This is a genomic window from Parerythrobacter lutipelagi (genome assembly GCF_005434975.1).
Classification (GTDB): Bacteria; Pseudomonadota; Alphaproteobacteria; order Sphingomonadales; family Sphingomonadaceae; genus Parerythrobacter_A; species Parerythrobacter_A lutipelagi.
Window position 1 is genome coordinate 1,047,364 of sequence record NZ_SKCJ01000001.1, and the last position, 25,286, is coordinate 1,072,649.

At 62.6% G+C, this 25,286-nt stretch carries 32 protein-coding genes; 25 read left to right on the plus strand and 7 right to left on the minus strand.

All coding sequences use genetic code 11. From position 1 onward, the window contains the following. Positions 1-10: 10 nt before the first annotated feature. The gene (locus E0502_RS05225) at positions 11-271 is read right to left on the minus strand and encodes a DUF3572 domain-containing protein (protein WP_137676861.1); all 261 of its coding nucleotides are present in this window, start codon (positions 269-271) and stop codon (positions 11-13) included. An 89-nt stretch (positions 272-360) separates the two neighbouring features. On the opposite strand from E0502_RS05225, the gene E0502_RS05230 reads away from it, so the two are divergent. Then, the gene (locus E0502_RS05230; RefSeq protein ID WP_137676862.1) at positions 361-726 is read left to right on the plus strand and encodes a response regulator; all 366 of its coding nucleotides are present in this window, start codon (positions 361-363) and stop codon (positions 724-726) included. Positions 727-759: 33 nt separating this feature from the next. Here the strand turns inward: E0502_RS05230 and E0502_RS05235 are convergent, their stop codons facing one another. Next, positions 760-1,380, minus strand: a complete 621-nt coding sequence (locus E0502_RS05235; protein WP_240048874.1) for a Pycsar system effector family protein — start codon at positions 1,378-1,380, stop codon at positions 760-762. 161 nt (positions 1,381-1,541) lie between these two features. On the opposite strand from E0502_RS05235, the gene E0502_RS05240 reads away from it, so the two are divergent. From E0502_RS05240 to E0502_RS05250, 3 genes are read left to right on the plus strand one after another with little or no spacing between them, the layout of a single operon-like run. After that, a complete protein-coding gene (locus E0502_RS05240) occupies positions 1,542-1,784 on the plus strand; it encodes an acyl carrier protein (RefSeq protein ID WP_137676863.1) in 243 nt (80 codons plus the stop codon). Position 1,785: 1 nt separating this feature from the next. Then, the gene (gene spt, locus E0502_RS05245) at positions 1,786-3,036 is read left to right on the plus strand and encodes a serine palmitoyltransferase (RefSeq protein ID WP_137676864.1); all 1,251 of its coding nucleotides are present in this window, start codon (positions 1,786-1,788) and stop codon (positions 3,034-3,036) included. 55 nt (positions 3,037-3,091) lie between these two features. After that, complete coding sequence (locus tag E0502_RS05250) at positions 3,092-3,523, plus strand: OsmC family protein (RefSeq protein ID WP_137676865.1); 432 nt, start codon at positions 3,092-3,094, stop codon at positions 3,521-3,523. A 94-nt stretch (positions 3,524-3,617) separates the two neighbouring features. On the opposite strand, the gene E0502_RS05255 is transcribed toward E0502_RS05250, so the two are convergent. Then, the gene (locus tag E0502_RS05255; protein ID WP_137676866.1) at positions 3,618-4,460 is read right to left on the minus strand and encodes a sterol desaturase family protein; all 843 of its coding nucleotides are present in this window, start codon (positions 4,458-4,460) and stop codon (positions 3,618-3,620) included. Positions 4,461-4,509: 49 nt separating this feature from the next. Here E0502_RS05255 and E0502_RS05260 point away from each other — a divergent pair, with 49 nt between their 5' ends. Beyond that, positions 4,510-5,190 carry a Crp/Fnr family transcriptional regulator gene (locus tag E0502_RS05260; RefSeq protein ID WP_137676867.1) on the plus strand — a complete coding sequence of 227 codons (681 nt, stop codon included), beginning with the start codon at positions 4,510-4,512 and terminating at the stop codon, positions 5,188-5,190. Here E0502_RS05260 and E0502_RS05265 read toward each other — a convergent pair whose 3' ends face one another. Beyond that, the gene (locus E0502_RS05265; protein WP_137676868.1) at positions 5,191-5,844 is read right to left on the minus strand and encodes a YqaA family protein; all 654 of its coding nucleotides are present in this window, start codon (positions 5,842-5,844) and stop codon (positions 5,191-5,193) included. 219 nt (positions 5,845-6,063) lie between these two features. Here E0502_RS05265 and E0502_RS05270 point away from each other — a divergent pair, with 219 nt between their 5' ends. Together E0502_RS05270 and E0502_RS05275 are read left to right on the plus strand one after the other, a co-directional pair. Then, complete coding sequence (locus tag E0502_RS05270) at positions 6,064-6,699, plus strand: hypothetical protein (protein ID WP_137676869.1); 636 nt, start codon at positions 6,064-6,066, stop codon at positions 6,697-6,699. 83 nt (positions 6,700-6,782) lie between these two features. Then, positions 6,783-8,045, plus strand: a complete 1,263-nt coding sequence (locus tag E0502_RS05275) for a DNA-packaging protein (protein WP_137677545.1) — start codon at positions 6,783-6,785, stop codon at positions 8,043-8,045. Here E0502_RS05275 and E0502_RS05280 read toward each other — a convergent pair. Then, positions 8,032-8,559: a hypothetical protein gene (locus tag E0502_RS05280; protein ID WP_137676870.1), complete on the minus strand. Its 528-nt coding sequence runs from the start codon at positions 8,557-8,559 to the stop codon at positions 8,032-8,034. The genes E0502_RS05275 and E0502_RS05280 overlap by 14 nt on opposite strands. Before the next feature lie 50 nt (positions 8,560-8,609). Here E0502_RS05280 and E0502_RS05285 point away from each other — a divergent pair, with 50 nt between their 5' ends. From E0502_RS05285 to E0502_RS05365, 18 genes are all read left to right on the plus strand, one after another. Continuing rightward, positions 8,610-9,761, plus strand: a complete 1,152-nt coding sequence (locus E0502_RS05285; RefSeq protein WP_137676871.1) for a phage portal protein — start codon at positions 8,610-8,612, stop codon at positions 9,759-9,761. Between the two features lie 2 nt (positions 9,762-9,763). Continuing rightward, positions 9,764-10,087, plus strand: coding sequence for a DUF6127 family protein (locus E0502_RS05290; RefSeq protein ID WP_137676872.1), 324 nt, complete (start codon positions 9,764-9,766; stop codon positions 10,085-10,087). Continuing rightward, positions 10,084-10,476, plus strand: a complete 393-nt coding sequence (locus E0502_RS05295) for an HK97 family phage prohead protease (protein WP_137676873.1) — start codon at positions 10,084-10,086, stop codon at positions 10,474-10,476. Before E0502_RS05290 ends, E0502_RS05295 begins: the two co-directional genes overlap by 4 nt. A gap of 30 nt (positions 10,477-10,506) precedes the next feature. Next, positions 10,507-11,682, plus strand: coding sequence for a phage major capsid protein (locus E0502_RS05300; RefSeq protein WP_137676874.1), 1,176 nt, complete (start codon positions 10,507-10,509; stop codon positions 11,680-11,682). 236 nt (positions 11,683-11,918) lie between these two features. Continuing rightward, complete coding sequence (locus tag E0502_RS05305; RefSeq protein WP_137676875.1) at positions 11,919-12,464, plus strand: head-tail connector protein; 546 nt, start codon at positions 11,919-11,921, stop codon at positions 12,462-12,464. Then, entirely contained in the window at positions 12,461-12,634 is a 174-nt protein-coding gene (locus E0502_RS15050) for a hypothetical protein (protein ID WP_161593706.1), read from the plus strand. The genes E0502_RS05305 and E0502_RS15050 overlap by 4 nt, the downstream gene beginning before the upstream one ends. A 3-nt stretch (positions 12,635-12,637) precedes the next feature. Further along, positions 12,638-13,036, plus strand: a complete 399-nt coding sequence (gene gp17, locus E0502_RS05310; RefSeq protein WP_137676876.1) for a tail completion protein gp17 — start codon at positions 12,638-12,640, stop codon at positions 13,034-13,036. Positions 13,037-13,171: 135 nt separating this feature from the next. Beyond that, positions 13,172-13,591, plus strand: coding sequence for a phage major tail protein, TP901-1 family (locus E0502_RS05315; RefSeq protein WP_137676877.1), 420 nt, complete (start codon positions 13,172-13,174; stop codon positions 13,589-13,591). Next, on the plus strand, positions 13,588-13,902 hold the full coding sequence (locus tag E0502_RS05320) for a gene transfer agent family protein (protein WP_137676878.1): 315 nt from the start codon (positions 13,588-13,590) through the stop codon (positions 13,900-13,902). Before E0502_RS05315 ends, E0502_RS05320 begins: the two co-directional genes overlap by 4 nt. Continuing rightward, positions 13,899-14,093: a phage tail assembly chaperone gene (locus tag E0502_RS05325; RefSeq protein ID WP_137676879.1), complete on the plus strand. Its 195-nt coding sequence runs from the start codon at positions 13,899-13,901 to the stop codon at positions 14,091-14,093. Before E0502_RS05320 ends, E0502_RS05325 begins: the two co-directional genes overlap by 4 nt. Further along, positions 14,086-14,667, plus strand: a complete 582-nt coding sequence (locus tag E0502_RS05330; protein ID WP_137676880.1) for a tail tape measure protein — start codon at positions 14,086-14,088, stop codon at positions 14,665-14,667. The genes E0502_RS05325 and E0502_RS05330 overlap by 8 nt, the downstream gene beginning before the upstream one ends. An 11-nt stretch (positions 14,668-14,678) precedes the next feature. Beyond that, on the plus strand, positions 14,679-17,012 hold the full coding sequence (locus tag E0502_RS05335) for a DUF2460 domain-containing protein (RefSeq protein WP_137676881.1): 2,334 nt from the start codon (positions 14,679-14,681) through the stop codon (positions 17,010-17,012). Between the two features lie 3 nt (positions 17,013-17,015). Next, positions 17,016-17,834, plus strand: a complete 819-nt coding sequence (locus E0502_RS05340) for a DUF2163 domain-containing protein (protein ID WP_137676882.1) — start codon at positions 17,016-17,018, stop codon at positions 17,832-17,834. After that, a complete protein-coding gene (locus E0502_RS05345; protein WP_137676883.1) occupies positions 17,831-18,292 on the plus strand; it encodes an NlpC/P60 family protein in 462 nt (153 codons plus the stop codon). The genes E0502_RS05340 and E0502_RS05345 overlap by 4 nt, the downstream gene beginning before the upstream one ends. Before the next feature lie 2 nt (positions 18,293-18,294). After that, positions 18,295-20,466 (plus strand): phage tail protein, encoded by a 2,172-nt coding sequence (locus E0502_RS05350; RefSeq protein ID WP_137676884.1) that lies wholly within the window; start codon positions 18,295-18,297, stop codon positions 20,464-20,466. Between the two features lie 49 nt (positions 20,467-20,515). Further along, positions 20,516-20,977 carry a DUF2793 domain-containing protein gene (locus E0502_RS05355; RefSeq protein WP_161593707.1) on the plus strand — a complete coding sequence of 154 codons (462 nt, stop codon included), beginning with the start codon at positions 20,516-20,518 and terminating at the stop codon, positions 20,975-20,977. Positions 20,978-21,165: 188 nt separating this feature from the next. After that, complete coding sequence (locus E0502_RS05360) at positions 21,166-22,365, plus strand: OmpA family protein (protein WP_137676886.1); 1,200 nt, start codon at positions 21,166-21,168, stop codon at positions 22,363-22,365. Positions 22,366-22,452: 87 nt separating this feature from the next. After that, positions 22,453-22,983 (plus strand): superoxide dismutase family protein, encoded by a 531-nt coding sequence (locus E0502_RS05365; RefSeq protein WP_137676887.1) that lies wholly within the window; start codon positions 22,453-22,455, stop codon positions 22,981-22,983. Here E0502_RS05365 and E0502_RS05370 read toward each other — a convergent pair. Both E0502_RS05370 and queC read right to left on the minus strand, forming a co-directional pair. After that, positions 22,970-24,604, minus strand: coding sequence for an MFS transporter (locus E0502_RS05370; protein ID WP_240048875.1), 1,635 nt, complete (start codon positions 24,602-24,604; stop codon positions 22,970-22,972). The genes E0502_RS05365 and E0502_RS05370 overlap by 14 nt on opposite strands. Next, entirely contained in the window at positions 24,573-25,277 is a 705-nt protein-coding gene (queC, locus tag E0502_RS05375; protein WP_137676888.1) for a 7-cyano-7-deazaguanine synthase QueC, read from the minus strand. Before queC ends, E0502_RS05370 begins: the two co-directional genes overlap by 32 nt. Between the last annotated feature and the right edge of the window lie 9 nt (positions 25,278-25,286).

The following is a 25,286-nucleotide window of genomic DNA, read 5'->3' on the forward strand; positions in this document are numbered from 1 at the left end:
GGGGGCAAACTCATCGGGACAATATCTCCTGCGCGGCAATCAGCGTTTCGGCCTCGATCTGGAGAGCCTCGGCCGCTTTTACCAGATCGGGTTCGTGAGAGCTGAGGAAATTGAGCACGGCGGAGAGGACTGCCGGATCGCTCAGATTGGCGCGCAACTGCTCTGGCGTGAGGCCGGTGAGCGCGAGCAGGCGCTCGGCCCGCTGGTCGTCGCCCAGCACCCAGCCGAGCGCAGACAGCGCCAGCGTCTCCGCCTCCTGCCGGGTCAGCATGCCAGAACGTTCAGGGGATTTGCCAAAGCCTGGAATTGTCAGTGTCCTGCGGGAACCATAAGGGGGGGTATGCGAATGGAGCGGTCCTAGTGGCAAAGCGAATCCTTGTTGTCGAGGACAACGACCTTAACCGGAAATTGTTCTGTGATGTGCTGAAAGCAAACGGGTTCGAAGTCGAGCCGGTGGCGGACGGCGAACTGGCGCTCAACGCTGCGCGTGCATTTGCTCCGGATCTGGCGATCATGGATATCCAGCTTCCGAACATCTCGGGGCTGGATCTGATTTCGGCGATGAAGCGCGATGTCTCGCTGCACGATGTGCCGATCCTTGCGGTCACCGCTTACGCCGGCAAGGGCGATGAACAGCGCATTCGCGATGCGGGCGCAGCGGATTACCTGTCGAAGCCGGTGTCGATCGGGCCGTTCATGGCGGCGGTGCGCAAACTGGTGGACTAAACCATTGCGGCGAGATCGGGCTGCTGCAGGAACTCAATTCATATATGTCAGCGTCATTTCGATCCCGAAGGCGACGACCGTAACGAACAGTCCGACGACGAATATCTGATAGGCGTAGCCGAGATATTTGTATTTCTTGCGCTGGAGCACCTGGCCGTTCTGGTAAATATCGCGCAGCATCGCGCGAAAAGTCTTCTCGTCGGTTTCCATCTGCCGCAGGACACGCTGCTTCCATTCTTCCTCATCCTCGTCGAAGAAATGGCCGAAGAACAGCTCGTTGCGCTTGTCATCCGGGATGTCCATTCGCTTCGTTGCCGGCAGCACTGCCATGACCGCACAGAGCGAACTGAGGAAAGCGAACACCGCGAGAATCGCGAGCGACCACGGCAATTCGCCAGTCAGTGACCGGCTGACCGAAATGGAAAAAACGAGGAACGTCGCGCCCATCAGGATCGAAGCCTTCTGGTCCGCCATCTGCGAAAGTTTCAGCGTGTTGTTCTGCGTCGTGCGGACAAGATGGATCGCGTGGTTGGAGTACGTCACCGGTTTGGTTGGCACGTCTTTGGGCACGTCTTTGGGCGGGTCCTTGGGAGGCTCTTTGGACAAGTCTTTAGCGGGAGCGTCTTGCGCTGTGCTATCGTCCTGATCGGCCATCGAATTCTCCCCCGTCCGGCACTGCGTGTGCGGAAGCTGCGAGTCCTGCCATTGCCGCTGGCGCTTGACAAGCGGGCGCTCTTCCCGCTTTCCCTCCGGCCATCAGTCAGACCCGGGCAGCGCTTTGCGCCTTCGCCCGCACGAACAACGGAAATCTTGTTATGGATCGCGCCGAAGTCGACACCAAAATCCGCTCGCTGATAGAGCCATTCAACAAGAAGGGCGTCGAGCTTTCGGACGACACCGGCTTCGCGAACGATCTCGAATTTGACAGCCTGACCGTGATGGATTTCGTGGCTGAGATCGAGGACGAGTTCGACATCATCATCAGCATGAACCAGCAGGCCGAGATCGAGAATTTCGGTCAGCTGGTGGACGCTGTGACCAAGCTTCAGGATAGCTGACATGAGCGAAGGCATCAGCCAGCCGGACCAGCCGCAGGAACTGGAAGGCGGTCCGAAAGACCTGTTCTCCAAGTTCGATGATATCATCGCGCTGCGCGAAGGACTGCTGTCTCAGGGTCAGGAAGATCCTTTCAGCCTGGTCATGGAAAGGGTTCTTTCACCGACCCGGGCGATCTGCAACGGGCGCGACACGATCCTGCTCGGCACTTACAATTACATGGGCATGACTTTCGATCCCGACGTGATCGAGGCCGGGAAGCAGGCGCTGGCGGACTACGGAACGGGAACCACCGGCAGCCGCGTCCTCAACGGGACGTACCAGGGCCACAAGGAATGCGAAGACGCGCTGCGCGAATTCTACGACATGGACCATGCAATGGTCTTCTCGACCGGCTACCAGGCCAACCTCGGGATTATTTCGACCATTGCGGGCAAAGGCGACTACATCGTTCTCGACATCGACAGCCATGCCTCGATCTGGGATGGTTGCGCGCTGGGCAATGCCGAAGTCGTGCCGTTCAAGCACAACGATATCGATGCGATGGAAAAACGCCTTCGCCGCATCCCCGAAGGGGCCGGCAAGCTGGTGATCCTTGAGGGCGTCTATTCGATGCTCGGCGATATCGCCCCGCTCAAGGAAATGGTCGCAATCGCCAAGAAATACGGCGCGATGGTGCTGGTCGACGAAGCGCATTCGATGGGCTTTATCGGCGATAACGGTCGCGGTGTGGTCGAGCAGGCCGGCGTGATGGAGGATGTCGATTTTATCATCGGCACGTTCTCCAAGAGCGTCGGCACGGTGGGCGGGTTCTGCGTTTCCAACCATCCCAAGTTCGAAATCATGCGGCTGGTCTGCCGTCCCTATGTCTTCACTGCCTCGCTGCCCCCAAGCGTAGTTGCTACCGCAGCAACTTCGATCCGCAAGCTGATGCACGGTTCGAACAAGCGCGCGCATCTGTGGGAGAATTCGAAGCGGCTGCACGGCGGGCTGAGCAATCTCGGCTTTCAGCTCGGCACCGACGAAGCGCAAAGCGCAATCGTTGCAGTCATCATGCCGGATCTGGAAAAAGGCGCAGCGATGTGGGAAGCGCTGCTCAAGGAAGGGCTTTACGTCAATCTCGCCCGCCCGCCGGCAACGCCCGCCAACATGACTTTGCTGCGCTGTTCGCTGTGTGCGGAACATTCCGAAGAGGAAGTCGAAACAATTCTCGGCATGTTCGAACGCGCAGGCAAAGCGGTTGGCATCATCTGATTTGGAACATCCGCTGCGCTCCCTCGTCTGACTCCACACAAGGAGAACAGACATCATGAAAACCACCAACACCGGCAGCGCGACGTATCAGGGGCTCGGCAAGGAAGGCCGGGGCCATATTTCAACCGGCTCGGCGTCGCTGTCGGCCATCCCCTACGGGTTCAACACGCGGTTCGAAGAAGGTCCGGGGACCAATCCGGAAGAATTGATCGCTGCCGCACACGCCAGCTGTTTCACCATGGCGCTCTCGTTCAAGCTGGCTGAGGCCGGACATGAGGATGGCACGCTGACCACAAGTTCCAAGGTCACGCTGGAAAAGGACGGGGACGGTTTCACCGTAACCAGGTCCGAGTTGACCACGAAGGGCAAGGTGCCCGGATTGGCGCAGGAGAAGTTCGAGAAGCTGGCCGAGGAAGCCGAGGCGGGCTGCCCGATTTCCAAACTGCTCAATTGCGATATTACGCTGTCGACGCGGTTCGAAGGCTGAAACGGAATGCGGCCGGGGGGCCTCTCCCAACCCCCCGGCCGCGGCCCCCTTCGCAGCGGGGGCCAAAGCGTAATGCAGACTACATCAAATCCGGTCAGGCAGTCTTGCCGACCGCCTCGCCACTGGCCTCCTGCGTTTCAGGAATCCGGCCGAACAGCGGCCAGGCGAGCTGTTCCCCAAGCGAAGTCGCGGGCAGGTTTTCGACGCCGTAACTTTGTGGATAGCTTCGCGTGATCTTCGCTGTGCCGAACAGCACGTCCCAGAAGAACAGCAGATTGCCGTAGTTGCCTTTGTAATGCGTTGCCGCATCGTCATAGTGCCTGCCATGGTGGGCATGATGGGTTGCGGGAGTGGAGATCGTCCGTTCCACCACCCACATCACGGGCGATAGCCATTTGATGTCGTATAGTGGCTTGTCCCACGCAACGTCCGAATGGGCGCCCGTTATGACGAGCAGTTTTACGACAATATATCCTGCGTAAACCCATCCGAGACCGAGATAAATCAGCACGCCCGAGAGCCAGATTCCCGGCATCATCATGTAATAAAACAGGTTGTTACGGTAGACGAGCCGTACGCTCATATACTTCGCATTGTGATGCGCGCGGTGGAGATTGTAGAGCCACTTGGTCGAATGGCTCGCCCGGTGCCACCAGTATTGCATCATGTCGTCGAGCACCAGAAACAGCGCGATTGCGGCAAAGATGTTCAGGTCTGCCAGCGCACCGGCATATTGCGGCGCGACCAGCGATGCGAGCCCCGCCGACGCGAACAGGACGGTCGGCTGCGTCAGGCCAAGCAGGACCACCGTGCTGACCACCTCGACGATACCGTCGTCACGCGACTGCTCTGCCTTTGAGAAAAAGTCCGAACGCCACAGCTCCAGCACAACGAAGCCGAAGTAGATGGCGAGGATTGCGATTGTCGAAGTGGGCACGGTTCTCTCCCTTGTCGGTCCGCCGGTTACGCGATAGGCAGAGCAGAGAATGTCAAATATCGTACATTTTGCCGGACGCTCGCTCCAGTCCGCAATGCTGTTCTCCACCTTGCCGGAGGATGTGCAGCGCTTCCTGCGCGACCAGTCCCCCGTCCGCCGGTTCGATGACGGGCAGATCATCCAGCAGCGCGGTGACGAAGGCGACGGCTTCTGGCTGATCGAGGAAGGCGCAGGCACGGTTGGCCAGTTTCTGCCCGACGGCGAGTTCCGCGGGGTCGCGCGGCTCGGCCCGGGCGATTCCTATGGCGAGCTGGCGGTGCTGACCCGCCGCCCGCGTGTGGTCGATGCCGTCTCGCGCGGGCAAAGTTCAGTGCGCTTTATCCGGGCCGACCTGTTCGAAGGCGTGATCGCCAACCGGCCCGACGCGATGCGCCCGATGCTCGGCGCGCTATCGGCGCAATTGCAGGAGATGATCGACGTGATTGGCGGCTTGCGCAAGGGAACCAGCCTCGCGCGGGTCGCCGGCATGCTGGCGACACTGGCCGTATCGCAGGTGCCCCCGGTGGAGATCGCGATCACGCAGGATGAACTAGCCAATCTGCTCGGGCTGAGCCGTGCGACGGTCAACACCGCCTTGCGCGAGCTGCAGCGCCAGGGGCTGATCGAGCGGCGCTATGGCCAGCTGGCTGTTCTCGACCGCGAAGGCCTCTCGCTTGTCTCGCTCGGGTGATCAGGCTGCGTCCGTCGTTACCATCTCGACATTGGCACAGGGATCGTCTTCGCCTTCGTCGCTGCCGAGCTGTGTGATGGCGAGGAAACCGCCCACAACCAGCACGACGAAGACAGTCGTCACCGTGCCAAGATATTCGTCGATCACCCGCTTGATCGGCGCGCCGAAGAAACGGAACAGGATGCCGACGGTGAGGAAGATCAGCGCCCGCCCGGCAACGCTGGCGAGGATGAACGGCACCAGCGCCATGCCGAGGAATCCTGCGGTGATGGTCAGCAGTTTGAACGGCACGGGGGTCGCGGCCGCGATGATAACCGCCGCCACGCCGTATTTGTCGAAAGTGCATTGCGCGGCCGGAAGGCTCTCGGCCAGCCCGATGGCGCTGAGCATCGGCACGCCGATCAGATCGAACGCGAATGCGCCGATGGCATAGCCGAACAATCCGCCAAGCACGGAAAACACGGTCGCGATCAGACCGAAGCGGATCGCCTTCTTCGGCTCTGCGAGGCACATCAGGCCAAGCAACGGATGCGGCGGGATCGGGAAAAAGCTCGCTTCGACGAAGCAGAACAGGGCCAGCCACCACACCGCCTTGGGATGGGCGGCCTTTTCCATCGTCCAGTCGTACAGGCCGCGCAGCGGTTTCATCAGCATGGGGAGTTACGATCCTCTGAGTGCTTGCGCCGATTACGGCACGCCGCAGCGGTGCGCAATCATAATCAAACTTAACCTATTTGGCACTTTTATATTGACATCGTCACGCTCTTTGGTTAGAGAAACGGAACATCGCGATAGACCGATTCGAAACGGGTGGACGCCGCAGGGCGCTTCCGCCCGTTTTGCGTTGGTGCATCGCGCAGGAGGACGTGATCGATGGACAATGAATATGTCCCGCAACTTTCGTGGGAAGCGACATTTCTGGACGCATTGGCTCAATTGAAGAACATCAAACGCTCGGTTGCGGCAGCCGGCGTCACCACCGGTGCCTATTATTCGCGGCGCAACAAGAGCGCGGCTTTCGCCAGCCTGTGTGACACTGTGCTGGGCAGGGCAGGGCCCGGCAAATCGAGCAAGCCGGCGCGCAACACCGTCGATGCCCCCGCGCCGAACCAATGGAAGCGCGCCTTTCTGGATGCGCTGGCGGAAACATCGAATGTGACCGCATCGGCCAACCGCGCCCGCATCTCCACTCGCGAGGTCTACAAGACACGCCGCGACAACGAGGATTTCGCCCGCGATTGGCACTCCGCTCTGGTCGAGGGTTATGAACACCTCGAAATGGATCTGCTGTCCCGACTGCGCTCGGGCGAGCCGAAGGACGGGCCGAAGTTCGACAACGGCGCCGCGCTGCGCCTGCTCGCGCTGCACCGCGACACCATGGCGCAGGAACACGCCCAGCGGCGCAATATGGATGCCGCGCGGGCAAGACAGATAATCGATGCGAAGCTGGAGGAATTGCGCCAGAAAGTTATTGCCCGGCGCGAGGCCGAAGGTCAGACAATCCAATGAGTGAAACCGATAACCCGGACGAGGCCGGATACGATTTCCTGCGCAATGTCGATGCGGAGAAACGCGGTCCGGTGATCGCGCAGATGCACGGTCCCGAGGCGATCGAAGCCGCCGGATATTTCGACCATTATTTCGATCCGCACTCCCACCCCGGCCAGCTTGCACCCGACGGCGATTGGCAGGTGTGGATGGTGATGGGCGGGCGCGGTTTTGGCAAAACGCGCGCCGGGGCGGAATATGTCCGCTCCATTGCTGAAGCAGACATGTTCGCCCGCATTGCGCTGGTCGGCACAACGCTGGGCGAAGCGCGCAGCGTGATGGTGGAAGGCGAAAGCGGGCTGATTGCGATTTCCCCGCCGAACGCCCGCCCGACATTCGAGCCGTCGCTCCACCGCTTGCGCTGGCCCAACGGGGCGCAGGCCTTCCTCTATTCGGCTGCTGAGCCGGAGAGTTTGCGCGGGCCGCAGCACAGCCACGCCTGGTGTGACGAGATCGGCAAATGGCCGGGCGCGCATGATCGGGCAACGCGGTGCTGGGACAATCTGCTGCTCGGCCTGCGACTAGGCAAGGACCAGCGGATTGTGGCGACGACCACGCCGCGTAACACCGCACTAGTGCGGCGCTTGTTCGATAACGAGACCACCGTGGTGACCGGCGGCGCAACCAGCGCCAATGCCGCCAACCTGCCGAAAAGCTTCATCGGCGCGATGGAGCGCGAGTTCGGGCAATCGCTGCTCGGGCGGCAGGAACTGGGCGGCGAGCTGATCGACGAGGTCGAAGGCGCATTGTGGAGCCGCGCGCTGATCGAGCGATGCCGCGAGGCGTCAGGCGGCGTGGATCATGCCAGAATTGTCGTCGCGGTCGATCCGCCAGCGTCCGCGACCGGCGATGCCTGCGGGATCGTGGTCGCGGCGCTGGGTCAGGATGGCTTGGCGCGCGTGCTCGCGGATTGCTCGGTCGAGAATGCCAGCCCGGAACGCTGGGCCAGGGCCGTTGCCGAATGCGCCGCCGTCTGGGGCGCGGACCGGGTGATTGCCGAGGCCAATCAGGGCGGCGCGATGGTCGCCAGCGTGCTGCGCGCGGCGGATATTACGCTGCCGCTGAAGCTGGTTCACGCCAGCCGCGGCAAAGTGGCCCGCGCTGAACCGGTCGCCGCACTCTACGAAGCAGGCCGGGTCCGCCACTGCGGCCTGTTTGCCGCGCTGGAAGACCAGATGTGCGGTTTGATGGCGGGCGGTGGTTATGAGGGTCCGGGCCGCAGTCCCGACCGCGCCGATGCACTGGTGTGGGCGCTGACGGAACTGATGCTGGGAAGGCAGGCGAGGCCGAGGATCAGTAGTTTTTAGCCGACCAGTTTTCGATCTCGAAGTCCGCTTCGCTGGCTAGAAAATCAAGGATCGCCTCGAGATCATTATGGGCCTTCCGGGTAAGACCGTAATGCAGCAGAGCAGGTGCCAATAGCAGCAGACATAATACTGGAAATACAATCCGTCCTCCGGGTTCCAGGCCATCGTTTAACCATGTGACGAAGATCCCCACAGCCATCAATGTTAGCAGGAAATACCAGAGGGCGAAGAATACCAGCGAAAAGACTGGAGCTCCAAATTTGGCCTCCAATCGGGTGCTGCCGAAGGTGTCGACCAGTTTTCCGGCAAGTATCGGTTTAGCACTGTAGTCGAAGAACCAAAGCTCGGTGAATGATAAGCGGATCCGGCCAAGTAGGGCCTTCCCCTTTACGCCACTCGCAAACGGCCAAAAGACTGACGGTGTAGCGCCATTGATGCGGCTTTGGACCTCATCAACCGGCAATGGAGAATCGACCACGACGCTCTGTCCAAAAACGTAATCGATGACACGCATTGGCGATCGATGCCCCGCCAACCCGAACCGCGCAAGCAAAAGGTAACCCCATGTCCTTCCTCACAACTCTAGCTTCCGCCTTCAAGGGCGGGGGCGGTTCCCGTGTGCCTATTGCAAGCGGGTTTATCTCGCCCTGGGCAGTTGCGTTCGATGCCGCGCCGCGTCCGCGCAGCTTCGATTATGGCCGCGCGATCCGGGACGGTTTCGTCGGCAATCCGGTGGCTCAGCGCAGCGTCCGGATCATCGCGGAGGGGGTCGGCAGTGCGCCGCTCTTTCCAGTCGACGAAAACACCTCCGGCCTGATCGGGGCGACCAGCGCGGGCCAATCACTGATCGAAACGGTCGCCGCCCATCTCCTGCTCCACGGCAACGCCTTCATCCAGGTGATGAAGGACGGCGCGGGTCAGCCGGTCGAGCTGTTTGCGCTGCGGCCCGAGCGGCTCAGGATCGTACCGGGCGAGGATGGCTGGCCCAAAGGCTACGAATATCGCATTTCGGGCCGCACGCTCGCCATCCCGCTGGAGGATGACGGCGGCTGGCCCAACCTGATCCATATCCGCAGCTTCCATCCGGGGGACGATCACTATGGCGCAGGCTCGCTCGCCGCTGCCGATCCGGCAATCGCGATCCACAACGCTGCCAGCGAATGGAACCGCGCCCTGCTCGACAACGCGGCGCGCCCTTCCGGCGCCTTGACCTATGAGAGTGGCGACGGCGCGGGATTGACGGGCGACCAGTTCGACCGGCTCAAGGCCGAGCTGACCAGCGCCTATCAGGGGCAGGCCAACGCCGGACGGCCGATGCTGCTGGAAGGCGGGCTCAAATGGCAGAGCATGGCGCTGAGCCCCGCCGATATGGATTTTGCCACGCTGAAAGCCGCCGCTGCGCGCGATATTGCGCTGGCATTCGGGGTCCCGCCGATGCTGCTCGGCCTGCCGGGTGACAACACCTATTCGAACTATCGCGAAGCCAATCGCGCGCTGTGGCGACTGACCCTGCTGCCGCTTGCGGGCAAGATCCTCGCCGGTCTGTCCGAAGGGCTTGGCCCGTGGTTCCCCGACCTTGCCCTGTCGGTCGATCTCGACCGCGTCACTGCGCTCGCCGACGACCGCGAGAAGCTTTGGGCACAGGTTTCCGCCGCCGATTTCCTGACCTCCGCCGAGAAGCGCGAACTGCTCGGCCTCAAAGCTGAAGGAGCCTGAGAATGACACCCCCGAACGAATTCCGGCGCGACATGCTGGCCGGATTGCTGGCCCAGGCTGCAGCAGAGGGCGGCGAACTCGTCACTCTGCGCGCCATTGTCGAGGAAAGCTCCGAAGTGGGCGCGAACCGCGTGCTGCAAAAGCTCGGCCTCGGCGACAAGGGCGCGCAGGACGATATCGACGAATTGCGCGAGTTGCTGCGCGCCTGGCGCGATGCCAAGGCCAGTGCGTGGAAAGCGGCCATCGAGTGGGCCGTGCGCGGTGTGCTCGCCCTCTTGCTGATCGGCATCGCGGTGCGGCTCGGCATGCCGGGTATGCTCAAATGAGATTGGCGGGTTACGCCGCGTTGTTCGGCCGCGCCGATGCCAGCCGCGACACGATCCGCAGCGGAGCATTCCGGCGCACGCTGGCCGACCGGCCGGGCCCCTTGCCGCTCTACTGGCAGCACCGCCCGGACCAGCGGATCGGCTGGGTGACCCGCGCCGAAGAGGACGCACGCGGCCTGCGGGTGGTTGCCAGCCTCGACAACCCGGACGGGCGCGCGGCGGTAATGGTCAAATCCCGCGCCGTCTCCGGCCTGAGCTTTGGCTACCGCGCGCGCCAATTCCGCCACGAACCGGCAGGCCGCGTGCTTGAAGACATCGAATTGCTCGAAGTCAGCCTCGTCACTCACCCGCTGCAACACGCAGCGCGGGTGCATCTTGTTACGTCCTGAACTCCTCCCCCCACGAAAGGTGATTGCCCCATGGATACTGTAACCTCCCCCAACCCTGACATTGCGCCTGACACTGCGCCTGCCTCTGCAACCGACCCAATCGACGCGAGCTTCGAAATCGTTGCCCGGCAGGACAAGACCGAAACCGACATTGCCGCGCTGCGCAGCGATGTCGACGAGGTGAAGGCCCGCGTCGACAAGATCGGCCGCGCCGCCGTTCGTCCGGCCATCTCCGGCGGGACCGACTCCCCCGAAGTGAAGGGCTTCGTCGACGGCTATCTGCGGCGCGGCTCGACCGCACAGATCAAGTCGGTCAGCGGTAGCGTGCCGTCCGATGGCGGCTATGCGGTTCCGCAGGAAATCGACGCGATGATCGCTCGCGAACTGACGGAAATCAGCCCGATCCGCGCCTTGGCGCAAGTCGTGCAGACCGGCACGGCAGGATACCGCAAGCTTGTCTCGACCGGTGGCACCGCGTCGGGCTGGGTCAGCGAGACGGCCGGACGCCCGGAAACCGATGCCCCCAATTTCCGCGAGATCGCTCCGCCAACGGGAGAGCTCTATGCCAATCCGGCAGCGAGCCAGGCGATGCTCGACGATGCCGCTTTCGATCTCGAAAGCTGGCTGGCGAGCGAGATTGCAATGGAGTTCGCCCGCGCCGAAGGGGCTGCCTTCGTCTCCGGCTCTGGCGTCGACCAGCCCGACGGCTTCCTCAACGCGCCGTCCACCGCCGCGGAGGACGCAGTGCGCACAGCAGGCACGCTGCAATATATCGGCAGCGGCGATGCGGCCGGCTTCGATCTCAATCCGGATGCGAAGCTGATCGACCTGGTTCACACGATGAAGGCCGGACATCGCCAGGGCGCTAGCTTCGTGATGAATTCGGCAACGCTGGCCGAAGTGCGCAAGCTCAAGACAGCGGATGGTGCATTCCTGTGGCAGCCGGGCCTGGTCGAAGGCCAACCCGACCGCCTGCTGGGCTATCCGGTGGTGGAAGCGGAAGACATGCCGGACATTGCAGGCGGAACCTTTCCCATCGCCTTCGGCAATTTCCGTCACGGCTATCTGATTGCCGAACGCTCCGCGACGCAGATCCTGCGCGATCCATTCACCAACAAGCCCTACGTCCACTTCTACGCGACCAAGCGCGTCGGCGGCCAAGTGCTCGACAGTAACGCGATCAAGCTGCTGAAAATCGAAGCGTAGTTTGTTTGCGCCCTTAAACGCCGGGCGGCGGACATCCGTCCGCCTTGGATTGGCCTGACGGCCAGCTCCGCTTCCGCGGCAAAAGCCGCGACGCGCAGTCGCGCTTTGGCTGCCGCGACCAGGTTTCCCCTTACCTTTCGCGACAACGCCTGAAGGGCCAGACAAACTCACACCTCACCCGCGCCGGTCTCCCCCTTGCCGGCGCGGGTGCTTTTTCTGTCACATCGGAGATTCACATGAAGCGAGCGATACTTGCGCCCGCCGAGCTGGGCGGTGCTGCGCTGGGCGAGCTCAAGAGCTGGCTCGCCATCACTACCCTTGCAGAAGACGCGCTGCTGACCGGCTTGCTCGGCGCAGCGGCCGAAACCTGCGAGGCCTTCACCGGATCGATGCCGCTGCACCAGACATGCGAAGAGATCCACACGGCCTCGCCCGGCTGGCAGCGGCTACGAACGGCTCCCGTCCAGGCGATTACCGGTGTCGATGGGATCCCTGCCGAGGGGTCGCGTTTTGCTCTCGCAAGCGATGCCTACGAGATCGAGCTTGATGCCGACGGCACCGGCATGGTCCGTGTCTTGCGCCAAGGGTCCGCCGGGCGCATCGCCATCCGCTTCAGCGCAGGTCTTGCACCCGGTTGGGGTTCGCTGCCGGAAGGGTTGCGCCACGGCATCATCCGGCTTGCCGCGCATTTCCATCGCGAGAGGGACGCGGCCGATCCGGTCAATCCCCCTGCGGCGGTCACGGCATTGTGGCGCCCGTGGCGGCGGTTGAGGTTGGCATGATCGAAGGCAACGCAAAGCCGCCCAAACCTGCATTTGTCCGCGCGCTCGAAGCAAAAGCCGCCACGCTCGCCGCAGCGCATGGCGAAACGCGATTGCGCGCGGAGCGCCATGACGAGTCTCGCTGGCGCATCCCGCGCCTCGTCTGGCCCCTGTTCGCGAAAGGACGCTGAGCCATGGAACACGCATTGCGCGCAGCACTGATCGATTGGCTGCGCACCGGCCCCGCGCCGCTGGGCACGCTCAACGCTGTCGAGGAAGAAGCACCGCTGCGCGCCAGCCTGCCCTGGCTTGGCATCGCTGCCAGCGCGTCTGCCGACTGGAGCACGAAAGATGCCAAAGGCCGCGAAATCCGCGTCGCGATAGAGCTTGCCAGCCGGGGGGATGACATCCCGGCAGATGGCGCGCTCGTCCGCGCCATCGATGCGCGCGCCTGCGACCTGCCCCGCCTCCAGGAAGGCTTCCACATTGCCGGCCTGACCTTCCTGCGCGCCCGCACTGAACGCCGCGCCAAAAACAGGCGCAGCACACTGCTCGAATACCGTTTCCGCTGTCTGGAAACCCGCAACCCCTGACCCGTCATTACGAGCGGCCGAAATTTGCGCGGCAATCCAGTGCGGCTGCGTGCCGCGGCGGATTGATTGCGCCGGGCGCCTGCTGCGCAACTGCTCCGCTCGCAATGACAATCCGTTCAAGAAAGGCCCAATCACATGACCGCTCAAAAAGGCTCCGCCTTCCTTCTCAAGATTGCGGAAGGTGCCCCGGAACCCGGGCAGCCGCCCGCATACGGCACTGTCGCCGGGCTGCGCACGACCCAGATGTCGATCAATGGCGACACCGTAGTCGTCACCCACAAGGAAAGCGGTGGCTGGCGCGAATTGCTATCCGGCGCAGGTACGCGTTCCGTCTCGGTTTCCGCCAGCGGCATTTTTCTCGGCAGCCAGGCAGAGGGTGCGATCCGCGCTCACGCGCTGGCCGGGACGATCGACGATTACGAATTGAGTTTCGAGGATGGCGCAAAGCTGCGCGGCCGGTTCCTCGTCCAGCGGCTCGACTATGCCGGAGACTTCAACGGAGAGCGCAATTACACGCTGAACCTGGAAAGCTCCGGCGCGGTGCTGCCCGCATGAGACAGGAAGCAAACCCCCATCGCGGAGAGGCGTCTCTGGCGGTTGACGGCAAAGCCTATCGGCTGCGCCCGACATTTTCCGCGCTGGTCGCAGCCGAGGAAGAACTCGGCCCGCTGTTCGCACTGGTCGAACGGGCCGGCGAAAACCGTCTGTCGCTGACCGAAATGGCCGCGCTGTTCTGGCATTGCATGGCGGAGCCCGGTGAACTCACCCGCCACAAGCTGAACGGTGCTGTTGCCGATCTCGGCCTTGCAACCTGCGCCAAACCGCTGCGCATGTTGCTTGGTCAGATCTTGCAGGGTTCGGGGTGAGCAAGGGCTTCGGGACGCATGCCGCAGGCCTGTCCTCGCTCGCTGCCCGCGCACTCGGCTGGCGGCCCCCGGATTTCTGGCAAGCAACGCCAGCTGAACTCCTCGCCGCGCTGACCGACCCGGCCCAAGACACCGCCTCGTTCGACCGCGCTGCGCTTGAACGATTGATGGAGCAAGACCGCCATGGATGATGAGATCGACGAACTGCTGGTCGAGGTCCGCGCCTCGACCAGCGGCTTTGCAAACGATGTGGCCGAGATGCGGCGCAATTTCGACACGACGCTGGTCGACGGCTTCGAACAGGCAGGAAGCATTCTCGAAAAAGGGCTTCTGTCTGCGCTGCGCAAAGGCAGCATTGGTTTCGAGGACCTGAAACGCATGGCGACGCAAGTGCTCGATTCGATTGCAACCCAGGCACTGCAGCTCGGGCTAGACAAGATTTTCGGCGGCATGGCCGGCAGCAAGAGCACGGGCTTCGGCGACATTCTGGGCAGCGCGTTCGGCGGATTGCTGGGCCTTCCCGGCCGCGCCACCAGTGGTCCTGTCTCGCCGGGACGTGGTTATCTTGTCGGCGAGCGCGGGCCCGAGCTGTTTGTACCGACCAGTTCAGGCCGGGTCGAAACCGGTGCATCCGGCGGGGTGCGCAAAGATGTGCGCGTGGCCATTCAACTCTCCGCGCCGCGCGGCGAAACTGCGCCGAAATCGTTGCAACGCTCCAGCCGGCAGGTCGCGAGCGCCGTTCGCCGCGCGCTCGCGGAAAGCTGAGGAGGCTTACCATGGCATTCTGGCTCGCCAAGGCCCGCAAGGGTCAGGACAGCGACTATATCCAGCGCTTCGACCCGGTCTATTGGACAGTCAATTTTCCGCGTCCGATGATGGCGTCGGTCACGACGTCAGCGCCGGACACTCTGCGGGTCGATTGCGAGTTCCTGCACGAAGGCGAGTTGGCCGGGCTGATCTGGGAAAGCGAGGACAGACTCGACCATCCGCTGCTCGCTTACCGGACCGACCGCGACTATGCGCGAACGACGCTGCGTTTCCGCTGGCGATCGAGCGGAATCGTAGCGCTCGACCAGCCCAACGGACCAACTCTGACGATCGAGGGCCGCGATGCCGGCGGCAATGCGCGCAGCTGGTATGTGCGGCTGTGGAATTACGCTGCCGGGACACCCACCGACGCAGAAATCACACTGCCGTTTTCGCAGCTTGAAAGCGGCTATGGCTTGCCCGGCGAACAGATTCATCCCGGCGATATCGACCGCATGTTCATCTCGCTTGTGCCGGACGGATATGTCGCGGGCAGCGAAGCCCGCTTGCCCGGTCTGGCGACCGGGTGGGCGGAAATCTCCGGGACTCGCTGTGAAGGCGATCGGCCGATGTTGCAGATTGGCGATATTGCTCTGCCGCCGCATGGCGAACAGATCGCCACCGGCTATGACGATGCCTACAATCAGGCTCCGGCGCGGCTAATCCGCTCGATCGAAGCGCTCGGCTATCGCGGACGCATCTTGCATTACGTCGGGATGAGCCATTTCATGCGGCTGCTGGACGGCGCCGGTCAGGATGATGGCCGCCTGCTTGCCGCTGCCAATGGCGCGCTGTGCGTTCCGGCAAAGGCCTGGCATCTCGACTTCCTGCAAAAAGCGCAGGCGGCGGAGTTCGAAGTTGTCTTTTCGCTGTCTTACGAGCTGTTGGCCGAGCATTGCCCGAACGCGTGGCAGCAGCGTGCAGCAGACGGCGAACCGGCACGGACCGGATGGGTGCCGCCGTCGGCATTGCTTTCCCCCGCCAGTTCGAAGGCGGTCAACTGGCTCAAGCTGGCCGCATATCGATTCGCCTATCTACAGGAACAGGCGGGCCATCCGGTGCGCTTTCAGATCGGCGAACCGTGGTGGTGGGTGATGCCGGACGGGCGGCCTTGCCTGTATGACGATGCGGCCGTCGCAGCATTCGGCGGCGCACCTGTGGTCATCCCGACGATGCGCGCCGCGCTCGATCCCGCCGCAACGGCGTTGCTCGATCAGGCGGGCGTTCTGCTGGCACAGTCGACCGCCGAAATCGCGGCGACCGTCCGGGGCGTGGCGCCGGGCGCAGCCGAAGTGATGCTGCTCGCCTTTACGCCAACCATACTCGACCCGGACATGCCGGAGTTGAAGCGCGCAAACCTGCCGCCGGGCTGGGCGTATCCGGCGTTCGACCGGCTCCAGCTGGAAGATTACGATTGGCTCACCGCCGGGGCCGATGCCCGCCGCCGCGCGGCCTATGCCGAGGTCGATGCGCGGCTCGGCTATCCGGTTGCCAAGCAGGATTACCTGTCGGGCTTCGTGCTCGACCCGGACGATGCCGAAGTTTTCTGGCCGCGCATCGACGACGCGCTCGACGAAGCCGCAGAACGCGGCATCAACCAGCGCTACGTCTGGGCGCTGCCGCAAGTTTCGCGTGACGGATACACCCGCCTCGCCCCGACACAGGAGGATGAATTGCAAGCCTTCGACGATGTGCTTTACCCGCTCGCACTTGGCCGTGACACGTCGGTCAGCCCAGAGTTTTCGACGTCCGTCGCCACCACCGCATCGGGGCACGAGCGGCGCAATTCCCTGTGGTCCGATGCACGGCTGCGGTTCGATGTCGGGCCGGGGATACGTTCCGAAGCCGAGACCGGGACTCTGCTGACGTTCTTCCGCGCACGGCGCGGTCCTGCGCGCGGCTTCCGGCTGGCCGATCCCTTCGACTTCAGTTCGAGCGGGATGACCGGGAGCCCGACCGCCACGGACCAATTGCTAGGCATTGGTGACGGCACGCAATCGGTGTTCGACCTGATCAAGACCTACGGCGTTGGGCCGGAGCCGCAACTGCGGATCATTTCGCGCCCCCGCGTCGAAACAATCACCGTCAGCATCGATGGTGTAGCCGCGACCGGCTGGAGCTGGCGCGCTGGCGGCCAGATCGAATTCGGCAGCGCTCCCGCGGCAGGCGCAGAGATCCGTGCCGGTTTCCTGTTCGACGTGCCGGTCAGATTTGCAGAAGACCGGCTCGACATCAGCGGGGCAAATTTCGCTGCGGGCGAGGCGCCCTCGGTCCCTCTCGTCGAAATCCGGGAAGAGCGATAGGCCATGGCAAGCCACATCTTTTTTGCCACAGAGCTTGAAGGCGTCGCGACCTTCTGGCGCATCTATCGTCCGGACGGCGTTGCGCTCGGGTTCACGAGCCATGATCGCGACCTGTTCTTTGACGGACTGGTCCATCGCGCGGCTCCCGGCATGGTACCCAGCGCGATCCGGCGCAGCGCAAGGCTCGACGACGACAGTATCGATATGCAGGGCGTGCTGTCGCATTCGAGCATCGCCAGCGATGATATCCGCGCTGGCCGCTACGATGGCGCACGGATCGAAGTCGGCGCGGTTGACTGGGAAACGCTTGACCAGACCGTGCTCTATGCCGGGTCGATCAGCTTGCTGAGCGAGGAAGACGACACGTTTTCCGCCCGGCTGGAATCGGCCAAGTCCGCATTCGACATCGACTACATACCCCGGACCAGCCCGACTTGTCGGGCCCAGTTTTGCGGTCCCGGCTGCAGCCTGTCGCCAGCAATTCACACGCACCGCGCGAAACTCGTCTCGTGTGATCTCGACGCGTCGTGCTTCAGCTTCGACGTGGCAAATCCGGGCGACTTCAACGCCGGTGAGGTGGTCTGGCTGGGAGGGCCTGCTGCGGGCCTGCGCATGGCTGTGCGCGATGTCGAGAACGGTACGTTCCTGCTCGATTATACGCTGGCTGACGAGCCGCCATCTGGCACCGCGGTGCGTCTCCGCGCCGGGTGCGACCATACGCTAGCCACTTGCGGCAACCGCTTCGGCAATGCAGTCAACTTCCAGGGCGAGCCCTATCTGCCGGGTAACGACCTGCTCGCCCGGTACCCGCAACTGCAATGAGCGGCTCAACCGGCGGCGCATCAGAGAATTGGGCGGAACGATTTGCCAACGCGGCAGAGCGGCTGTCCGGCACACCTTTCCAGCTTCACGGTCGCAACCCCGTTTTCGGGCTTGATTGTGTCGGACTGGTGGTGGCATCTCTCGATCACTGCGCGATCAAGACTCCGGCCGTGCCGCCCTATGCCTTGCGCAATTCGGACTTCCGGTTCGTGGACCGCCTCGCACGCGAGGTTGGTTTTGTCGCGGTCGATGCTGCTATCCAGCGCGGTGATCTGGTGCTGGTCGCGCCCGGTCCAGCACAGCGACATCTTCTCGTGGCGTCTGCCACCGATAAGTTCATCCACGCGCATGCGGGCCTGCGCCGCGTCGTTCGCCACACCGGACAGCTTGCCTGGCCTGTCGTCACCCATTGGCGGCTTGACCCGGCTCGCATCCAAACGCTCAATACAGAGGGCTAATCATGGCAACACTAATCCTCGGCGGCATTGGCAGCTTGATCGGCGGCCCGATCGGAGGTGCGCTGGGTGCGCTGGGCGGCCGCCAGATCGATGCTGCGATTATCGGCGGCCCGACGCGCGACGGTGCACGGCTCAAAGACCTGTCGATCACCACATCGAGTTATGGCACGCCGATGGCGCGCCATTTCGGCCGGATGCGCACCGCCGGTTCGATCATATGGTCAACCGAAATGGCCGAGAACCGTGAAACCAGCGGCGGTAAAGGCAAGCCGAAGGTTACGACCTTTAGCTATTCAACTTCGCTTGCCGTCGCCATCGCCAGCCGCCCGATCATCGATATCGGACGCATCTGGGCCGACGGGAACCTGCTGCGCGGCGCCGCCGGTGACCTGAAAGTGGGCGGGGCGATGCGGCTCTATCACGGGCATGGCGACCAACCGGTCGATCCACTGATCGCGGCAGCGGAAGGGCCTTCGTGCCCCGCCTTCCGCAACCGCGCCTATGTCGTGTTCGAAGACTTGCAGCTGGAAGATTTCGGCAATCGCATCCCCGCGCTGAGTTTTGAAGTGTTTGCCGATCCGGATGATTTCGCTCTCGCCGATCTGGCTCAGCCGCATATCGAAAATCTGTCCTCCAACCGGTCGCTATCGGGGCTGTCGGGCATCAGCTATGAAGGCGGACGGCTTGGCGATGTATTTGCCACGCTGGCCGAACTTTACCCCAGCGCGGCAGATGCCGCTGGCAATGGCCTCGAGGTTTTGGCGATTGATCCGGCAGAGCCGCCCTATCGGCTCGAAGGAACACCCGTGGTTCCTTCTGGCTCCGACGGCTTCGGAACCCGCCAAGGCCGCGCCGGCTCCCGCAAGGATGATGCCCGCGGCATCCCGCCCGCCATGCGCTACTATGACACAGCCCGCGACTATCAGCCCGGGGTACAACGAGTGTCTGGCCGGGCGACCAATGCGGACTCGGGCACTTTTGAATTTCCTGCTGCGCTCGATGCGCAAGCGGCACGCACTCTCATCCAGTCCGCGAACGGGCGGGCAAAGGCCCAACGCGAAACGCTGCGCTGGCGCATCGCGGAACTGGATCCCGACATCGGACCAGGACGATTGGTCCGCTTGCCCGATGTCACGGGGACATGGCTGGTCGAATCCTGGGAATGGCGCGAGGGCGGCGTAGAGCTGGGCCTTGTCCGGCAGGCGGTGCCGGTGGTCAGCGATCCGGCCAGTGAGCCCGGCTTTCTCCCCAATCCGGCTGACGGCATATCGCTGCCGACATGGCTGCGGGCCTTTGAGTTGCCCTGGGACGGGCTTGGCTTTGCGAACGGTCGGCAACTTTTTGCAGCGGCTGCGACTGGCAATGCCCAGTGGGCCGGAGCCGCGCTCTATGCAGAACGTGGCGGACGACTGGAACCGGTCGGAACAACCGGTAGAGGTCAAGCCGTCATGGGCGAGCTGGCGAGCGCCGCCGGTCCATCGCCCGCCTTGCTGTTCGAGCCCGATGCGCGGCTCGAAATCGAGCTGGCAGCATCGCATATGGCATTCACGGCCGCCGATCTCGTCACGCTTGCTGCCGGGAAAAACCGCCTGCTGATTGGCGACGAGGTGATGCAATTTGCGCAAGCCGAGCGCCTGACTGAAACCCGCTGGGAAGTTTGCGGGTTGCTCCGCGGGCGTGCCGGAACAGAGCCCGCCGCCAATACCGGGCAACCGGTCGGCAGCTCGGTCACGCTGCTCGACGCGGGGCTGCTGTCGCTCGGCGATGCCATGGGTCTCGATGGTCCCGAATCTCCGGTCGCGGCAATCGGGCGCGGAGATGCCGAACCCGTGATCGCGCCGGTCGAGAACCCGGGATTGGGGGCACAGCCGCTCGTTCCGGTTCATGCCAGACGGCAAACCCTGGCCAACGGCGAGGTATCATTGACGTGGATTCGCAGGTCGCGAGGCGTGTGGACTTGGGACTCGGCGATCGAGACACCGATCAACGAATCGTTCGAGCGCTACGTGGTCGGAATCGGTCCACCCGATGCGCCTGTTGCCAGTTGGGAATTGTCTGAACCGCTGGTCAATCTGGGCGCAGCAACGGTCGCAGCCAATTCCGGGCAAATCGTCTGGGTGCGGCAGATCGGCAATACGCAGGCATCGCACCCGCTCTTCCTCACCATCCTTTAGTCCGCACGCGAATCAAATCGCGATCCGCACCCCCGCCTGGAGCAAAGCCATGTCCGAACCGATTCAATTTACCGACACTTCTGCTCGATTTGGTCTGCCGTTTTTGCGCGCCGGTCAGTCGCAGAAGGAGTTTTTCGTCAATGAAGCTTTCACCCTGTCCGATTTTCTGCACCACACATCCATCCTGGGTGTCCTTCAGTCACCACCAGCCACGCCAACCGATGGGGATGTTTGGCTGATCGAGAACGGCGCGACCGCCGAATGGACCGGCCAGGATGGCAAGCTCGCTGGTTGGTTCGGCAATGTTTGGCACTACATCGCGCCTTCCGCCGGGATGCGCGTCTTCGATCAGGCCGCCGGCCAGTTCGCTCTGTTCAGCGCTGACTGGCAGTATGCGGCGAGGCCAGCTGCCGTCGTTGACGGCCCGGTAATCGATGCGGAATTGCGTGCCGCATTCAACGAACTGATCGAAGCCCTTGGCACCGCAGGTGTTTTTCCCGTGACGGCGTAGGAACAATTCGGTAGCAGACCCGTTAGCCAGACACAGGAGCGTGAAACCGGCAAAAATTCTTGCTAGCGAAGCCAAGAGCGACATTCTTGCAACAGTTTCGCAGTATTGACTGCTTGCCTCTCACGACTGGAAAAGTTAGAAAACAGCCAATCGGTGGCTCAATTTCGCTCAAAAAGGGGAAATACATAATGCGGAAACTCGTCATAGGCATGGCGATGGCCTCCACGGCCCTTGCTACGCCTGCCCTCGCACGTGACGGTCAATGGTACGTTGAGGTCCAAGGTGGCCCGATGATCATCGAAGATACAGACTTCGATGTGAACAACGGTGCCGGGACCATCTCGACAGATACTAAAGAAGGCTACGACTTCGGTGGCGTAGTTGGCCACGACTTCGGTGCGTTCCGCCTCGAAGCCGAAGCCAGCTGGCGCGAAGGCGACATCGACGGTCTGGCAGCTGATGCTGTTGGACTTCCGCGCCTTCCGGCCGGCCCGGTGAACACGACGGCTGCCGTCGTCACGCCGGCAGCTGGCGACGTCAACATGCTCAGCTTCATGGTCAATGGCCTGTTCGACTTCGGTCCGGACGATGGCCTTCAGGGCTTCTTCGGTGGCGGTGTCGGTGTTGCTCGCACGGAAGTGCAGGCGAACTACTCGAACATCACTCCGGACGTGTACAACGATTCGAGCAGCGGCCTTGCATGGCAGCTTCTCGCAGGCGTTCGTGCGCCGCTCAGCGACAGCTGGGATGCAGGCCTTCGTTACCGCATGTTCACTGCCGAAAACGTCGACCTGGTCGACTCGCTCGGCCGTGACTCGGAAGGCAAGTATCGCACGCACTCGATCCTCGGTACGCTGACCTACAACTTCGGCGGCGCGCCGGAGCCTGAGCCGGCAACGCAGACCTGCTGGAACGGTTCGGTCATCCTGGCAACGGCAACGTGCCCGGATCGCCCGACACCGCCTGTGCAGACCCAGACCTGCTGGAACGGTGCAGTAATTCCGGCAACGGCAACCTGCCCGACCAAGCCTGAGCCTTGCAAGCAAGGCCCATACATCGTGTTCTTTGAATGGGACCAGTCGGACATTACGCCTGACGCTGCGACCATCCTGAACAACGCTGTTTCGGCTTACGCCAACTGCGGTATGGCTTCGGTCATGCTCGCCGGTCACGCTGACGCGTCCGGTTCGAAGACTTACAACGTCGGTCTTTCCGAGCGTCGTAACGAATCGGTCCGCTCGTACCTGTCGAGCCGCGGTATTCCTGACGCACGCATCTCGAGCGAAGCGTTCGGTGAAAGCCAGCTGCGCGTTCCGACTGCAGACGGTGTTCGCGAACTGCAGAACCGTCGTGTGGAAGTGACCTACGGCCCGAACGCCGGAATGTAAGTCACCCGCCAAGCGGAAAATTGAAGAGGGGCCGGAGCAATCCGGCCCCTTTTTCGTTGTGCTATGGAAACTCGAAGGAGAATATCCATGACACGAAGCGGAACCGTTCTTGCCATTGCCACTTCCATTGCTCTTTCCGGCTGCGCGTCGATCGGAGCAATTCCGACCGAGCGGCTCGGTTCTGCCCGCCTCACGCTGGCCAACGGCGTACCTGCAGGCACAGCTCAACTGCTAGCGAATGGAAACGGGGTATCCATCGCGGTAGCAATCACGGGGATCGACCAGGGCGCCCACGGATTTCATTTGCATCAGACCGGGGAATGCCGGCGCCCCGACTTCTCTTCAGCTGGCGGGCATCTCAACCCAATGGACAGGGACCATGGCGAGCTGTCGCCCGGCGGAAAGCACCTTGGCGACTTGCCCAATCTCGAGGTCGGCCCGAATGGCAGCGCAAGTGCCACATTCGATATCGAGGGATCACGTGAAGACGTGCTCGACTATCTGTTTGACGCTGACGGAACCGCTATCGTCGTCCACGCTGGCGCAGATGACTACCGAACCGATCCGTCCGGAGCAGCAGGATCCCGGATTGCCTGCGGAGTTCTCAAGCGCTCGTAGGACCACCTTCGCCCGCAGCATTGGCCCGTTCGACAACCGTCGCCATTGCCTGTGGTACGAGCTTGATCGCGGCGATCAGGATGACGAGGCCGACCGGGGTTATCCAGAGCGTTGAAAGAACGCCTGCACTGAGATCGCCTTCGTTGAGCGCCGACACGTAGCCCGCGGTGTATGGTCCAAGAGCCAGCCCGACCAATGTTGTCGCGAGGAAGAATGTGGCGGTCGCCATGCCCCTCATCCGGGGCAAGACCAACGCCTGGCTGCTGGCTGCGGCCGCTCCGAGAGCAGAGGCCGCGAGCGCACCGACAATCACATTGAGCGCGATGAACAGCTCAAAACTGGTGGTCGTATATTGCACCACGGCGAACGGTATCGGCGATACCAGCCCGAACAGGATCACCCAGATGCGTCCGGACGCAAATCGTACAAACAGGGCGTCGGCCATGCGTCCACCAAGGATGACGCCGAGGAAACCGCCCGCCGCACCGCCGCCGCCGAGCCAGAAACCCAGTGACGATTTGCTGACCTCGAAAACCCGTTCTGCGTAGGGCGCACCCCAATATGACGCAGCATAGGCCATGAAAGCCACCGTGCCATAGCCCAGGATCGTGCAAAGAAAGGCGGGCGAGCCCCAAGTCAGCGCAAACGTCGGGTAGTCTCTATGCCTGAGCGAGGTGGCCCAGCAGAAAACAGCATAGTAACCGATAGCCAGCAGCAACCACTGGTCGGTGATCGGGGCGAAGATGAGCCCTTGGCCTGAATCGAGCACGTTCGTGATGCCATACCCGGCGAGTAGCAAAGCCACGAACACGGCAATGTTGATCGCCAGAGCCACACCGCCTCTGGCTGCTGCGCCGATGAAGGTGAACGGCGGTATGACTGTATACAGCTCTTTCATGAAGCCGCGGAAAGGGTGCGGCTCTTCCGGCGTCGCAAGCCCGTCGATCGCTCCGCGAACAGGCTCGCGCAAGGTGAGTACCCAGACAGCGAGTATCAGGCCCGGCACACCCACCGCCACAAACGCCGCTTGCCAGCCTGCCAGACCGAGCGGTCCGCCATCGGGGAATGCCTTGTTCCAATTGTCCACGACAAGGCCGCCAATCGCCAGTGATATGCCGCCGCCAATGTAAATTCCCGAAGAATAGATGGCGAGTGCGGTCGCGCGGAGACGCGCGGGAAACCAGTCGGATATGAGCGAGTATGCCGACGGGCTGGCCGTCGCCTCACCCACACCGACGCCGATACGGGCAAGGGTGAGCTGCGTCCCGTCGCGCGCAAATCCGGAAAGCGCTGTCATCGCCGACCACAGAGAGAGGCCGATGGTCATCAAGCGAACGCGCTTCCAGCTGTCAGCAAGTTTCCCGAGCGGGATGCCAAAGAGCGCATAGAAGATCGCAAATGCCGTCCCGTAAAGGAACCCGAGATAGGCATCGTCGACCCCGAGATCCGCCTTGATGTCATTCGCCAGGATCGAAAGGATCTGCCGATCCACAAAGTTCAGCACATAGACCAGCACCAGAACGCTGAGTGCGTACCAGCTGTAGGGTGGGACCTGGTCATCCGCTTGAGGTGTCACTGCGTCTGTCACTTCAACCGGAGTGTTCGACATAATCCATCCCATCCTTAAGCTCGGCTTCGGCAAAGCCCTTCTGCCGCAATCGGCAACTGTCGCATAGCCCGCATGGCCTGCCATCGGGGGATGGCGCGTAACATGACCAGCTCATGGCCGGATCAAGCCCGAGGCGATCGGCCTCGCGCGCAATTTCCGCCTTGCCCAAATGCTGTAGCGGAGCGTGTATCGTGAAAGGCCGCGCCTCTGCCCCGGCCTTGGTTCCAAGCCGGGCAGTTTCCTGGAAACTCGCGATGAATTCCGGGCGGCAATCCGGATAGCCGGAGTAATCGAGCGCGTTGACACCGATAAAGATATCCTGCGCGCCGACGGTCTCTGCCCACGCCAGCGTCAACGACAGGAAAACCAGGTTTCGCGCGGGCACATAGGTTACCGGAATGTCCTCGCCGACACCGGTGGTAGGGACATCGATATCGTCGGTCAGCGCCGAACCGCCGAAGGTCGACAGATCGAGCGGAAGAACGACATGACGTTCTGCCCCAAGGTGGCTGGCAATTTTGCGAGCGCTTTCGATTTCGATCCGGTGCCGCTGATTGTAATCGATCGTCAATGCGTAGAGTGCATAGCCCGATTCCCGTGCAAGACCCGCCGAAACCATTGAGTCGAGCCCACCCGACAAAAGGACCACTGCCGGTGGCCGGGCATCATCTCGTTCGCTGCTCATGCTGCAGCG

Coding starts and splice junctions, on each gene's coding strand:
- E0502_RS05280 (WP_137676870.1), bottom strand. CDS start 8,559: ATGCGTGTCATCGATTACGTTTTTGGACAGAGCGTCGTGGTCGATTCT.
- E0502_RS05300 (WP_137676874.1), top strand. CDS start 10,507: ATGGATACTGTAACCTCCCCCAACCCTGACATTGCGCCTGACACTGCG.
- E0502_RS05360 (WP_137676886.1), top strand. CDS start 21,166: ATGCGGAAACTCGTCATAGGCATGGCGATGGCCTCCACGGCCCTTGCT.
- E0502_RS05350 (WP_137676884.1), top strand. CDS start 18,295: ATGGCAACACTAATCCTCGGCGGCATTGGCAGCTTGATCGGCGGCCCG.
- spt (WP_137676864.1), top strand. CDS start 1,786: ATGAGCGAAGGCATCAGCCAGCCGGACCAGCCGCAGGAACTGGAAGGC.
- gp17 (WP_137676876.1), top strand. CDS start 12,638: ATGGAACACGCATTGCGCGCAGCACTGATCGATTGGCTGCGCACCGGC.
- E0502_RS05305 (WP_137676875.1), top strand. CDS start 11,919: ATGAAGCGAGCGATACTTGCGCCCGCCGAGCTGGGCGGTGCTGCGCTG.
- E0502_RS05275 (WP_137677545.1), top strand. CDS start 6,783: ATGCACGGTCCCGAGGCGATCGAAGCCGCCGGATATTTCGACCATTAT.
- E0502_RS05260 (WP_137676867.1), top strand. CDS start 4,510: ATGTCAAATATCGTACATTTTGCCGGACGCTCGCTCCAGTCCGCAATG.
- E0502_RS05365 (WP_137676887.1), top strand. CDS start 22,453: ATGACACGAAGCGGAACCGTTCTTGCCATTGCCACTTCCATTGCTCTT.
- E0502_RS05370 (WP_240048875.1), bottom strand. CDS start 24,604: ATGGGATGGATTATGTCGAACACTCCGGTTGAAGTGACAGACGCAGTG.
- E0502_RS05320 (WP_137676878.1), top strand. CDS start 13,588: ATGAGACAGGAAGCAAACCCCCATCGCGGAGAGGCGTCTCTGGCGGTT.
- E0502_RS05225 (WP_137676861.1), bottom strand. CDS start 271: ATGCTGACCCGGCAGGAGGCGGAGACGCTGGCGCTGTCTGCGCTCGGC.
- E0502_RS05355 (WP_161593707.1), top strand. CDS start 20,516: ATGTCCGAACCGATTCAATTTACCGACACTTCTGCTCGATTTGGTCTG.
- E0502_RS05270 (WP_137676869.1), top strand. CDS start 6,064: ATGGACAATGAATATGTCCCGCAACTTTCGTGGGAAGCGACATTTCTG.
- E0502_RS05265 (WP_137676868.1), bottom strand. CDS start 5,844: ATGCTGATGAAACCGCTGCGCGGCCTGTACGACTGGACGATGGAAAAG.
- E0502_RS05330 (WP_137676880.1), top strand. CDS start 14,086: ATGGATGATGAGATCGACGAACTGCTGGTCGAGGTCCGCGCCTCGACC.
- queC (WP_137676888.1), bottom strand. CDS start 25,277: ATGAGCAGCGAACGAGATGATGCCCGGCCACCGGCAGTGGTCCTTTTG.
- E0502_RS05240 (WP_137676863.1), top strand. CDS start 1,542: ATGGATCGCGCCGAAGTCGACACCAAAATCCGCTCGCTGATAGAGCCA.
- E0502_RS05250 (WP_137676865.1), top strand. CDS start 3,092: ATGAAAACCACCAACACCGGCAGCGCGACGTATCAGGGGCTCGGCAAG.
- E0502_RS05285 (WP_137676871.1), top strand. CDS start 8,610: ATGTCCTTCCTCACAACTCTAGCTTCCGCCTTCAAGGGCGGGGGCGGT.
- E0502_RS05295 (WP_137676873.1), top strand. CDS start 10,084: ATGAGATTGGCGGGTTACGCCGCGTTGTTCGGCCGCGCCGATGCCAGC.
- E0502_RS05335 (WP_137676881.1), top strand. CDS start 14,679: ATGGCATTCTGGCTCGCCAAGGCCCGCAAGGGTCAGGACAGCGACTAT.
- E0502_RS05315 (WP_137676877.1), top strand. CDS start 13,172: ATGACCGCTCAAAAAGGCTCCGCCTTCCTTCTCAAGATTGCGGAAGGT.
- E0502_RS15050 (WP_161593706.1), top strand. CDS start 12,461: ATGATCGAAGGCAACGCAAAGCCGCCCAAACCTGCATTTGTCCGCGCG.
- E0502_RS05345 (WP_137676883.1), top strand. CDS start 17,831: ATGAGCGGCTCAACCGGCGGCGCATCAGAGAATTGGGCGGAACGATTT.
- E0502_RS05235 (WP_240048874.1), bottom strand. CDS start 1,380: ATGGCCGATCAGGACGATAGCACAGCGCAAGACGCTCCCGCTAAAGAC.
- E0502_RS05290 (WP_137676872.1), top strand. CDS start 9,764: ATGACACCCCCGAACGAATTCCGGCGCGACATGCTGGCCGGATTGCTG.
- E0502_RS05340 (WP_137676882.1), top strand. CDS start 17,016: ATGGCAAGCCACATCTTTTTTGCCACAGAGCTTGAAGGCGTCGCGACC.